General features: G+C 69.0%; 9 protein-coding genes. 5 read left to right on the top strand and 4 right to left on the bottom strand.

The window, feature by feature from the left end:
• Positions 1-58: 58 nt before the first annotated feature.
• Both ACFVMC_RS22210 and ACFVMC_RS22205 read left to right on the top strand, forming a co-directional pair.
• Complete coding sequence (locus ACFVMC_RS22210) at positions 59-817, top strand: glucose 1-dehydrogenase (protein WP_379213003.1); 759 nt, start codon at positions 59-61, stop codon at positions 815-817.
• A 70-nt stretch (positions 818-887) separates the two neighbouring features.
• Positions 888-2,075 carry a hypothetical protein gene (locus ACFVMC_RS22205; protein WP_379213001.1) on the top strand — a complete coding sequence of 396 codons (1,188 nt, stop codon included), beginning with the start codon at positions 888-890 and terminating at the stop codon, positions 2,073-2,075.
• Here ACFVMC_RS22205 and ACFVMC_RS22200 read toward each other — a convergent pair.
• Complete coding sequence (locus tag ACFVMC_RS22200; protein WP_379213000.1) at positions 2,041-2,997, bottom strand: hypothetical protein; 957 nt, start codon at positions 2,995-2,997, stop codon at positions 2,041-2,043. The two genes, ACFVMC_RS22205 and ACFVMC_RS22200, sit on opposite strands and share 35 nt — an antisense overlap.
• Before the next feature lie 468 nt (positions 2,998-3,465).
• On the opposite strand from ACFVMC_RS22200, the gene ACFVMC_RS22195 reads away from it, so the two are divergent.
• Positions 3,466-5,658 carry a hypothetical protein gene (locus tag ACFVMC_RS22195; protein ID WP_379212998.1) on the top strand — a complete coding sequence of 731 codons (2,193 nt, stop codon included), beginning with the start codon at positions 3,466-3,468 and terminating at the stop codon, positions 5,656-5,658.
• Between the two features lie 871 nt (positions 5,659-6,529).
• Here ACFVMC_RS22195 and ACFVMC_RS22190 read toward each other — a convergent pair.
• Entirely contained in the window at positions 6,530-7,222 is a 693-nt protein-coding gene (locus tag ACFVMC_RS22190) for a MerR family transcriptional regulator (RefSeq protein WP_379212996.1), read from the bottom strand.
• Between the two features lie 88 nt (positions 7,223-7,310).
• Here ACFVMC_RS22190 and ACFVMC_RS22185 point away from each other — a divergent pair, with 88 nt between their 5' ends.
• Both ACFVMC_RS22185 and ACFVMC_RS22180 read left to right on the top strand, forming a co-directional pair.
• Positions 7,311-7,937 carry a putative immunity protein gene (locus ACFVMC_RS22185; protein ID WP_379212994.1) on the top strand — a complete coding sequence of 209 codons (627 nt, stop codon included), beginning with the start codon at positions 7,311-7,313 and terminating at the stop codon, positions 7,935-7,937.
• A gap of 91 nt (positions 7,938-8,028) precedes the next feature.
• On the top strand, positions 8,029-8,868 hold the full coding sequence (locus tag ACFVMC_RS22180; protein ID WP_379212992.1) for an RCC1 domain-containing protein: 840 nt from the start codon (positions 8,029-8,031) through the stop codon (positions 8,866-8,868).
• Between the two features lie 431 nt (positions 8,869-9,299).
• On the opposite strand, the gene ACFVMC_RS22175 is transcribed toward ACFVMC_RS22180, so the two are convergent.
• Positions 9,300-10,835, bottom strand: coding sequence for a flavin-containing monooxygenase (locus tag ACFVMC_RS22175; RefSeq protein ID WP_379212990.1), 1,536 nt, complete (start codon positions 10,833-10,835; stop codon positions 9,300-9,302).
• Positions 10,836-10,917: 82 nt separating this feature from the next.
• Positions 10,918-12,219, bottom strand: a complete 1,302-nt coding sequence (locus ACFVMC_RS22170; RefSeq protein WP_379212988.1) for a cytochrome P450 — start codon at positions 12,217-12,219, stop codon at positions 10,918-10,920.
• Positions 12,220-12,261 lie beyond the last annotated feature (42 nt).

Here is a 12,261-nt window from a genome sequence, read left to right as displayed (position 1 = left end):
GCACACCCACGATAATCGCGCACTGGTTACCCGCCGCGCGGCTCGGCACGCTGAAGCCATGACACACAACGACTTCGACGGCCGCATCGCATTGATCACCGGCGGCACCAGCGGTATGGGCCTGGCCACCGCGCGCCGGCTGCTCGACGGCGGCGCGCAGGTGATCGTCACCGGCCGAGACAAGGCGCGACTCGAGACGGCGGTCGCCGAACTCGGCGACCGAGCCGTCGGCGTGGCGGGCGACGCCGCGAACCTCGACGACCTGGACGACCTGTTCAGCATCGTCCGCGCACGATTCGGCCGCCTGGACATCGTGTTCGCCAATGCCGGAATCGGAGCGTTCCAGCCGGTCGGCGCCGTGACCGAGGACGAGTTCTACCGGGTCGTCGACAGCAACTTCAAGACGGTGTTCTTCACCATCCAGCGGGCGCTGCCGCTACTGGCCGACGGCGGGACCGTCATCATCAACGCATCGTTCGCGCACCATCGCGGATCACCCGGCGCCGCACTGTATTCCGCGAGCAAAGCGGCGGTGGGGAATCTGGCGCGGACGCTCGCGGCCGAGCTGGCACCGCGCGGCATCCGGGTCAACGCGGTGAGCCCCGGCTACATCGACACACCCGCGTTCCGCGCCGAGACCTCACCCGAGATCCGGATGGCGGCCGGATCGAGCGTCGCGCTGGGACGAGTCGGCACGGCGGAGGAGGTCGCGGCGGCGGTCGCCTTCCTCGCCTCCGGCGACGCGCGCTACGTCAACGGACACGAGTTGCTCGTCGACGGCGGGCTGACGACGGTGATTCCCGCGGCCATGGTGTAGCGCACCGGACATGTCGGTGGTCGCGACTAGGCTTTGCCGGAGAAACGGCGGAATCGAGGAAGGGGCACCGGTGACGGCTGAGGCAGCACCCGCGACGGGTGCCGAACCCGAATTCGCCGACGACCTCGAACTCGACGTGTCGTTCGGGCTGGAGGAGATCAACGAGGTCCTGGCCGAGGTGATCGAAGCCCAGGCCGAACGCAGCAGACGCGACGCCGACATCGTGGCGCTGCGGCTCGGGGTCGGCGGCGCCCGCCCGGAAACACTCGCCCGCATCGGGGCACGCTTCGACCTGGCCCGAGATCGAGTGCGGCAGTTGCACACTCGCACTGTCGGGCAGATGCTGCGCGAGACGCGCCTGAGCGGGTCCCGGCTGGCTGCGTTCACCCGCCGCTACCCGCTCGACGCGCGGGACCCGGCCTTGACCCGAGCGCTGCTGGTGGAAACGTATGCGACCGAGACCGATCTGGTGGGCAACGAACTGTCGTATCTGAAACTGCGGTTGGCGGGCCATCCGCCCGAGGACGCGAAACGGGTCGCGGGCTACGTGATGCAGCGGATCATGGCGTGGCAGAAGAAGACGAATCGGCGGCTGGGGAAACTCCAGGATGCCGAGCCTGCCACCGGTCAGTTGAAAACCCTGCTGGAGCAAGCGGATTGGAGCGCGGGAAAACCCGCCCCCCTCCCGGCGCGGTCGGCACGCACCGTCGACGGTGACGACGACGGGCGCGGGCGCTTCTACCTGAGCAAGGTGGGGCGGGACGTGCGATTCGATTCGGCGTTGCAGGCCCGGCTGTTGCAGATGCTGAACGCCAGCGACCTGGTCGACACCTTCCAGGAACACCCGATCACCGTCGACGGGGACTACTACCCCACCGTCGCCGCGCGCTGCACCGACGGACGGGTCGCGCTGATCGACGTACAGCCGCTGGGGCACGTCGGATTCCAGGTCAACCGGGCTGCGGCCGCGGCGGCGCGCGCCTACGCCCACGACCACGGGTGGGGCTGGCTGGTGTGGACAGGTAGCCATATCGGCATACCGGAACTGCTGCACCGCAAGATCTCCGGGCGGCTCGAGGAACGACTACAGCGCCTACTCGACAGTGGGCCGGTGTTCTGGCCCACTGTCGCTCACCTACGGGACGAACTCGAATTCGACCCGCTCGATTTCACCGCCCTCGTGCTGCGCAACGAGTGGCGGTGGGAACGAGCGCCGTTCCTGCTCAGCGCACCACCATCGCACCCGCCAGAAAGGTAACGACCAGGATCATCGAGCAATAGGTCACCAGCTGCCAGTGGCTCAGGGTGTCCTGAAGCCCTTTGATGGTGGCGCGCAACGAGGCATCGATCCGGTGATGATCGGCCAGCCGGCGATTCACCTGGGCCAACGCGTCGGCTCGGCCCTCGGCGTCGAGTTCGGCGCGCTCCAGACGACTGGTCAGCTTCATGATCTGCTTCTGCTTGTCCCGCACCGACTTCCGGGACAGCGCCAGTGCCGTGCGCTGGTTCACCAACTCCTGGCGCTGCCGGGCGATCACCATCGCTTGCGCGTGCGTATGGTGCGTCCAGTCCGTCACAGTCCCCCAGCCTCCGGTCAGTTCGTCGCGGTAACCCCACACGATCTTGCCGGACAGGAAACCCTCCAGGAAGTCACGCAGCTCGAACGGAGCCGGACGCGGCGCGGCCAAAGCACTGCCGTCACAGGTCAGCATGCCGGATTCGATCAGATAATCGCAGGCCGGTGGGGCGAAGTTCGCGATACCCAGGGCGGGCAGATGCGCCACCCAGTAACCGGGCTGACACAACCACAGGACGCTGTCGATTCCGGCGGCACGCAACCGCTGGGTGTGGTCGATCGCCTTGGCGCGATCCAGCGAACCCGAACGCACCTCCACGGCATATCGGCGAGCGCCGACCCGGTAGTAGACATCCACCGGGAGATCGCCGACGCGGCGGTCGACCTCGGCCTCGTCGGCGCCCAGGGCGAGCAACCGGCCACACAGCCAGTATTTGAGGCGCTGGATATCCCACTGGGCATCAGCGCATTCCGCGCAGCGGCAGCTGTAACGGGAGGTTTCCACGGACCGTCCGCCGGTATCCTCCGGCGCATCGCCGATACCGAGTTCGGCGAGCACCGCTCGGCGCCCGCAAGCCTTGTCCGCACGCTGCTTGGTACGCACGCGATCTCACCCCTGCCCATAACCACCGCTTGGTCTTTGCGACCTAATCCATAGATCAAGAGTGCGTCAGATATTCGGCACTCGCCAGCCCCCTATACCCCGCGCCCGGGTGCGCCACAAGCAAGGAAACCGGCTCAACCAGCCGATGTGTGGTGCATCACAAGGGGTTTCGTAGCGACATGCGAGACGATCGCCACAGAATTCGTGCCGATTGACACTTGCCGCCAATCGCACGAAACGGCGAAGTGATGATTCCGAGACAAAACCGCTCGGTCTCTCGAGGGTAAGCGATGATCGCCCAGTCCAGCGGCGCAATCGACCTCGGCACGCGGCGGACCAACCTTCGCGCACGCGAAAGTGCCAGCAGGCAGGCAAGGTTGGGCTCTCGCCCCGCAGTCGCATGCGTTCGCGGATAGAATCGCCCCGGCCACGGGCATGATCGCGCACTCGACGGGGAAGAAGGTACGGATGGAGCACGGCCAGCAGGGTGACGGCGAATCGATCGGCGTGATCATATCGGGCATCGCGGAGATTTTGCGGGAAGTCAGCGACAAATTGGACGCCGTGGCGGCCCGGGTCGAGGACACACGCGACGAACGCTCGGTCGCCACCCGATTGGCCAAGCTCGAAGCCTGGGCTTTCCGTACCGACCATGACATTTCGAAGCTGGGGGCACGGATCGACGGTGTACGAGACGAGACGCTGGGGGGCGGCGGGGCGACCGAGCACGGTGAATCGGCTCGCGGTGCGTCCGCACGCAGCGCCGAGCTGGTCGGTTCGGTCGCGAACGGCCGGTCGACCGGGCCCGGTCAGCGGGAGGACGATGAACTGATCGGCCCCGACGGAACCGGCGCACGAGGCAAGGTCGCTGACGACAGCACGCCGGGCGCACGCAACGAACTCGCCGAGCGCCGAGGATCCGAGCAGCGCAACACAGCCGGGGCCGACTACAGCGCACACAACCGAGAGCCCCGTTCCACCGGGACGGGCAAGCGGAACGAGCCAACCAGTCCGAACGGGCACCGCGACTTCGGCGACCGCAGTGGAAACGACGAGCCTGCCGACGAGAACGGGCCGGGATTCCGTAACGAGTCGTTCCGCCGCAACGAACCTGACGTGCGCAACGAATCGGCTCGGCGCGATGGACCCGCCCCGCGGACCGAGGCAGATGTCCACAACGGGACCGGCGTTCGCAACGAACGAACCCAGCACAACGGACCCACCCCACGAAATCGGACGGGCGACCGCAACGGACCCGACCCGCGCGATGAAGTGGGCGAACACAACTGGACCGGCGCGTACGACGAGTTGTCCGGCGGACCCGCTGCGCGCAGCGGGGTGGCACGTCACAGTGGACTGAGCGCTCATGACGCACTCGAGGGCCAGGCTGGGGGCTCTCCGAGCGAAACGGTCGGTCGAGGTGAGATCGCCGGACGGCGCGAGGCTGCTTACCGGGAGGCGGCCGAGGACAGCCAGGGGGAAGGTGGGCGGCGCGAAACTGTCGGTCCGCGGCAGCAATTCGGCCATTCGCTGACCGGCGACGGCGAGGTGGCCGGGCCACCCGAGCCCGCGACACGGGCCCAGCGGCGGGAACTGGCGCACGGCGAGACGCCGGTGCCGCGGGAATTGCCGCAACGTAGTCCGGTGGCGCAGCGCGGCGGGGTGACGCCGAGCGCCGACGCGGAACCGCGGGAGCGGCCCCTGCCGCGGGCGGTGGCCAACCGGCTGCCGGCGGTCGATCGGCCCGAACCCGCCAGCACGCGCGGTACCGCGCAAGTGGCGGAAACCGCGTTGCAGGGTGAACGGCGGCTGCCGACCGTGCCCGCCGCCCTCGACGACTGGGTCGAACCCGCCTCGGAGACGACGCAGACGCGGCCCGCGGTGACGGGTGAGCGGCTCGATTCGGTCGGAATCACCCCGCGCGGTGAGCTTTTCACGCCGACCGGGATCACCGAAGCCGCACCGACCACGGCACCGCAGGGCATGGACTACGCGGCCCTACGCGCGCGCACCGAACATCCGGACGCACCGCCCGCCACCGAACTTCCCGGGCGCACACCGCGCTTGGAGCCGCCTGCCGCTCCCGGTAGCCAGCCCGCGCAACCCAACGGCCGCCCCGCCACCACCTTCACCGGCGCGCCCGAAATCTCCGGTCCCGCCGGTAACTCCAACGGCCGCCTCGAAAGTCTCACCTCCTCCGGCGACCGCCCCCCGAACGCGCAGTTCACCGGCGGCAGCCGACTCGACCCACCAACCCACACGGGCAACGGCCACCTCACCCCGCCAACCCACACGGGCAACGGCCACCTCACCCCGCCAACCCACACCAGCCACCTCGAGCCGCAAACCCACACCGGCAACGGCCACCTCACCCCACCAACCCACACCAGCCATCACGACCCGCAAACCCACACCGGCAGCGGCCATCTCGCCCCGGCGCACACCGGTTACGAACTCTCGAACTCCAACGGCCGCAACGATTCCGGTCTGACCTCCGCACGCCCCCAGCCCGACATCACATCCCCTACCGCCCTGGACCAACCCACCGCCGAGGACAATGCCCACGTCGACAAACTCCAAGCCATGCTCGACGAGCTGAAACGAAACCCACACGGCCCCTTCGGCCGCCCCATCGGCGGCCCCGGTGAGCTACCTGCCTGACGACCGGCACGGCCACCCGCGACGACAGGACCGCATCGGTCCCGCCGAAGCCGGCATCCGACGCGCTCTGTGCGCGTGACGAGTCGTCTCCGGACAAAGCGGTATCAGCCTTCGCACCCGGGGTGACAACGCTCGCGGCCTGATACCGGACGAACCCACCCCAGAGCTGCGTGCGCGACGACGTGTGCGCCCAGATCTGCCGTACGGCCGAGTATGGAGTGCGTCGCGGTGCCGATCTCGGCGCGGCCGCCCAGCAGCACGGACTTGTTGCGCGGTTCCACTGCATGACCTCCAGGGGGCGGCACGAAGCGACGTCCCGACGCGTCCGGCGCGGTGTGCAACCCACTCGGGCGCTCTCGGTACCCCGGCACGGCTGATCAGCCTTAGCGCGTCCCTCGCAGCCGCACTCCCACCCGCGGCGCATCCATGTTCGGGTCCGAACGGCGTCCACCCAGCACCGCTTGTCGCGATTCGCCCCGATGGGTCCACCTCCGTGGCAACGACGATGGACGACGAATTCACCTGCGCCGCAGGAACTATCGATGCCTGGCGCGGCCAGGCAGCATTCGGCTCGCTCGAGCGACCTGTCGGCGCGCCGAATCTCGGCATGGCTGCTCGGTCCGAGCGGTGTCCGCCGCACATCGCGCGCAGCCGCACGTCCTCCCCGCGCGCATCCATGTTCGAGTTCGAGCAGCGTCAACCCAGCAGTGTTCGCCGCGATACGCCCACCCGGCGCTCCCACACTCGCAGCAATGAAGTTCGGCGACGAATTCACCTGCGCCGCAGGGACTATCGATGCTCGATGCGGCCCACCGGTGCGGCACGGGACATTCGATGCCCGGCGGCGCCGCTCGCGGTGACGGATATCGGCTCAGGGCATCGCGTCCGGGATGCAGTTCGCGAGTCGGGCGGAGGCTTTCAGGAGCGCGAGGGACTGGTCGTTCAGGCGTTGGCGCCAGTCCTGGACCTGTTGCAGGGCAGTCGTGGGGTGCCCGTCGCTGTGAATGTGGGAGAGCGCCAGGGCGATGCGAGGTAGGGGGAAGTGGGCTCGGCGGAGGAGATGGACGAGGCGGGCATCCGCGATGTCGCTGGGTGTGTATTCGCGGTGGCCGCTGGGGTGGCGGTGCGGGCGGAGCGCACCGGCTCGCTCCCAGCTCCTGAGTGTGGCGGTGGTGACGCCGAGGTGTCGGGCGAGATCACCGACGGTCAGGGAGGCAGGTGAAGGCCGCGGGCCGGGTGGCAGGTTGGCGGCGGTACGTAGGACGCCGTCGAGTTGGCCGAGGATTTCCCGGTCGGCGACGAGTTGCGTGTGCGCACGGTCGAGGGCTGCGAGTGCCTCGTCGGTGCGGCCGTCGACCACGGCCGTCATGATCGAACCGCCGGTGGCATGGCCGACCGCTCGGGACAGCGCGACGAACGCGAGTAGCTGATCGAGATGGCGCTGGTCGTAGACGCGGTAGCCGTGGACGGTACGAGCAGCCGGAGCGATCATGCCCTGGCCCTCGTAGTTGCGCACCGCCTGCTGAGAGACGCCCGCGGCCCGCGCCAGATCGACCGGTCTCATCGCGCAGCGGTTTGAAGGTCCGATCGAACTTTACTGGGCATTTTGCGACAAACCTTCCACCGATGATTCAACGTTACGATAACAAGGCATGGCATCGAATCCCCGCCCGCCGGACTTCGTCCTGACCTCGGACGAACTCAGAGCAGTCAGCGCCTTCGCCGTCGCCTGCGCCGAACAGGTCATCGGGCTGTTCGAGGCAGCGCATCCCACCGACATCCGACCGCGCGCCGCGCTGAACGCGGCACGGGTATTCGCCGACGGCGGCCGCCGGACCAAGGAACTGCGGGTCACCGCAGTGGCCGCGCACCGAGCGGCCAGAACGGCCGAACCGCCGGCAGCGCACGCGGCCGTGGCCGCCGGTGATGCGGCGGCCTCGGCGTATCTGCACCCGCTCGCCGACGCCGAGCAGGTCGGCCACATTCTGCGCGGACCCGCCCATTGCGTACTCGCCCTGCGACAACGGGCAGTGGAACCTCTGACCTATCCGCAGGCGATGGCGGCTGTGCTCAACACCGTCAGCCCAGAGGTGATCCGAGTGCTGCTGCGGTACCCACGCGTCGGCCACCGCCGACGGGAAGTCGCCGCGGTGATGGGTGAACTCGACGCGTGTCTTCGAGAACGACAACCGTGGCTGCCTGAGCGATCACCACAGGACGCCGCCCAGTGGTCGCCGCGGCAATCACCACACGACACCACCCACGGGTCGCCGCGATGATCGTCACGCGACACCACCCACCAGCCGCCTCGACAATCACCACACGACACCACCCACCAGCCGCCTCGACAATCACCACACGACACCACCGATGGCTGCCTCGGTGATCGCCGCGGGCCGTCGCCATTCGGTTGGCCTGCGCGCCGACGGATCGGTCGTGACGGCTGGGATTCCCACGGCACCGGAATGCCGCGTCGGCGACTGGCGCGACATCATCGCCGTGGCCGCGGGGAACGTGCACACCTTCTCGAACACGGGCTGCTCGCACACGGTGGGGCTGCGGGGCGACGGCACGGTCGTCGCTGTGGGCTGGAACGGGGATGGTCAGTGCGAGGTCGCCGACTGGACCGATGTTACGGGCATCGCCGCCGGATGGCGTCGCACACTGGCGGTCCGCGCGGGGGGCACGGTCCGGGCCGCCGGCCGGGCCCGGGAAGGCGCGTGCGAGGTCGGCGGTTGGAGCGCGATCACCGCGGTCGCCGCCGGGGATTGGCATTCGGTCGGGCTGCGCGCGGACGGCACGGTCACCGCGACGGGCAGCGACCGCAAGGGACAGTGCCGAGTCACGGACTGGCGCGACGTGCGCGCGGTCGCGGCGGGCTACCTGCACACCGTCGCCGTCACCGGCGACGGACAGGTCCTCGCCGCTGGGGACCCGGCATCCGGCGGTGCGGAGACATCAGGTTGGCGCGACGTGGTCGCGGTATCGGCGGGCAGCTATCACACGGTCGCCGTCGACGCGCACGGCCGTGTCCTCGCCGCCGGTGACAACAGCCGTGGACAGTGCGATGTCACGTCGTGGCGTGACATCGTCGCCGTCGCCGCCGGATCCACGCACACCCTCGGATTACGCGGCGACGGAATAGTCCTCGCGACCGGCACGAACGACAACGGCCAGTGCGACACCGCGTGGTGGCGGCTGCGCGGCTAGCGGTGGCACCTGGGCGACCACAGTAGTCAGCGCGCCGGCAACCGGGCGACCATCGCAGTCAGCGCGGTCACCGCCGTCCGACCACTGGCAGTCAGCACGCTGGCGGCCGTCCGACCAGCAGTAGTCAGCGTGCTGGCAGCCGCGGCCGGTGGTGGTCGGCATCGTGTGGTCGCGGCCAGTGATAGTCGGCGTCGTAGCACTGCGCAGCCAGCGACAGTCGACGCCGTAGCACTGCGCAGCCAGCGACAGTCGACGCCGTAGCACTACGCAGCCAGCGACAGTCGACGCCGTAGCACTACGCAGCCAGCGACAGTCGACGCCGTGGCACTGCGCAGCCAGCGACGGTCGACATCGTGGCGCTACGCAGCCAGCGACAGTCGACGCCGTAGCGCTACGCAGCCAGCGACAGTCGACGCCGTAGCACTGCGCGGCTAGTGGTGGTCGGCGTGGTGGCGGTCGGGTTGCGCCGGGCGGGGCGGGCGGGGGTGCTTGCCCTGGCTCGGTTTGTGATCGGCGAGGCCGCGGTAGGCGGTGGGGCGGACGGGGCGCAGCCACTGGGATAGCCGGGTGCGCAGGGGAAGACGGAAATGGAGGTCGGCGAGGAGTTCGTCGATATTGTGCAGCGCGAAGGGGGTGATGGTGGTGCCGTGGGCGTGGTGACCGGCGGTGCCCGCATCCATCCAGCGCAGGCGCTCGTCGACCTGAGCGGCCATGTCCTCGGGGGCGGGCAGCCGGACGGCGCCCTTCAAGTGGGCGGCAGTCCAGTGCGCCGCGACCTCGGCATTGAGGGTGGCTACAGTGGAGGAGTTGTAGCCGGCGAAGGTCAGGTTCGGCACGGTGACGGGCAGGATATGCCGGTAGAGGCGGAAATTGCCGGCCTCGTCGGCCAGCTGCCGCTGCACGTAGGGCGTCAGGAAGGGAACGCGCTGCTGGAAACCGGTGGCGCACACCACGATATCGGCGGCGAACTGATCACCGGACTCCAACCGCACCACCGGCCCCTGCGGCGTCCCGTACATTTCGGCGATCGAGGTGTCGCGCGCGACGTAGATGCGGCCGTCGCGGACCTGCTCGTAGAAACCCTCGGTAGCCAGGCCGAACGTGCTCTGCGCGATCTCCTCGAACCGGGTGTCGGGCACCAGGTCCAGCTCACGCAGCAACGTCTTCTTGGTGGCGAGCTCACGCAGCAGATCGAAGTTGCTGTCCCGGAACGAAACTCCACGCCCATGCAGGAACCGTTCGAACCAGCCCAGCGTGTGATAGCGGAAATGCGCTTCACCCAGCCGGGTGAGCACCAGGCGCTCGTAGTCGAACCCGGGCGCCACCTTGCGCGGCAGTTTCCACAGCAGCCGGCGCGCGACCACGGTGGTCGACGCGGCCACATGACTGACGGCCTCGGCGAGATCGCAGGCCGACTGCCCGTAGCCGACGATCACCACATTGCGGCCCCGCGCCCACTCGACGTCCTGGAACTCGCTGGAGTGACACAGATATCCGCCGGCCGCCTGGAATTTGTCGGCGCCCCGGATATCGGGCATGGCGGGCTCGCTGAACACGCCGTTGGCGATCACCAGGTGATCGCAGGAGGTGCGGTGGATTCCGGTCTCGTCGCGGACCTCGAGCAGCCAGCCGCTGTCGACCGGATCGGCGGCGACGACCTCGGTGTTCAGGCGCAGGTTCGCGCGCAGGCCGAACTGCTGCACATACCGTTCGAGGTAGGCCTGCATCTGCGCGCCGTCGGGGACGCGCGGATAGTCCTCGGGCATGGGGAAGTCCGAGAAGTGGTAGCTGTTGCGGCTGTTCTGCGTCCGCAGCCCCGGGTAGCGCCGGGTGGCGCTCCACACACCCCCCACGTCCGGAGCCCGGTCGAACACCTCGACCGGAAACCCTTCCCTGCTCAAAACCTTCGCGCTGGCCAGGCCTGCAATACCCGCACCAACGATCGCGATGCGGTTCCCGCTCGTCATGGGCACCGAGATTACCCGTATGCGCGCGCCCACAATGCCCGCGCGCCCGATTTCGGCGGATACCAACAGGTTAGAGCGGTATTCACCGAGCGGTCACAACCATTCGGGCCTTGCCGCGGGGCACCGTGGTGATGTTGCGCACCCGGCCGCCGTCGGGTCTACCGTCGGCTGCCTCGAGGGCGTAGCGCAGCAGGATCTCGCGCAGCACCACGGCGCCTTCCATGAGCGAGAATCCGGCGCCGAGACATCGGCGCACGCCGCCGCCGAACGGCAGCCAGGTGTTCGGTTCCACTTCACCGTCGAGGAAGCGGGCGGGACGGAATTCGGACGCGTCGGCGTAGTTGTCGGGGCTGCGATGCGCCAGGATGATCGAACAGCTGACCGTGGTGCCCGCGGGCAGTGTCCAGCCGGCCACGGTGGTGTCGGTGGTGAGCCGCCGGACCGCGCCCGGTATCACCGGGTGCAGCCGCATCGCCTCCTTGAGCACCGCCTCCAGCGCTTTGTCGTCCTCGTCGCGGGCCGCCTCGTACGCGGCGCGCTGCACGGCGGGATGCGCGGACAGCTCGTAGAGCGCCCACGACAGGGCGGCGGCGGTGGTCTCGTGCCCGGCCAGCAGCAGGGTGATCAGCTGATCGCGCAATTCGGCGTCGGTGAGGGGCGGCTCCTCCCCCGCGGCACCGACCTGTAGCAGCCGGGACAGGACATCGACGCGCTCGGCCAGATCGGGCGCCGCACGGCGTGCGGCGATCTCGCGGTACAGCAGCGTGTCGACGGCACGCAGGTTGGCGTGGAAGTCCCGCCAGGGCCGGAAGCGGCGTAGCGCCGGTAGCCGCAGGCCGGTGTAGTGCAGGGCGCCGACCTCGACGATGCGGCGCAGCAGTGGCGCGAGCTCGGCGCGGGCGCCCGGATCGGTGACGCCGAAGACCACCCGCAGAATGACCTCGAGGGTGAGTGCGTTCATCCGATCCAGCGTGACGACCGTCGAATTCGGCTGCCACCGGGCGACTTCGGTGGCCGCGAGCTCGGCGACCAGCTCCCGGTAGCCGCGCAGCGCGGCCCCGTTGAACGCGGGCATGAGCAGTTTGCGGGCCCGCGCGTGCTCGGCCTCGTCGGTGAGCAGCACGGAATGCTCGCCCATGACCGGCCCGAGGATATTGTTGGCTTCGCCCGCGTGCATGGTGCGCGGATCTCCGGCGAAGACCTCACGAATGTGCTCGGGGCGCGACAGCACCACGACGTGATCGTTGAACGGGGGCACGCGCACCGCGAAGACATCGCCGTAGCGCCGCCGCAGGACGCCGAGGAACAGCGAGCGCTTGCGCAGATACAGGGCGGTCTGCACGAAAGCGGGCAGCGGCGGACCGGGCGGATAGGTCTGGGACATCGGCACCTCCCTGTTGCGGCACACCCAATGTCCCACAGGATC

The sequence above is a fragment of the Nocardia sp. NPDC127579 genome, from assembly GCF_042672005.1.
Classification (GTDB): domain Bacteria; phylum Actinomycetota; class Actinomycetes; order Mycobacteriales; family Mycobacteriaceae; genus Nocardia.
The sequence above is the reverse complement of the archived record's forward strand: the minus strand, read 5'-3'. Positions and strand labels throughout refer to the sequence as shown.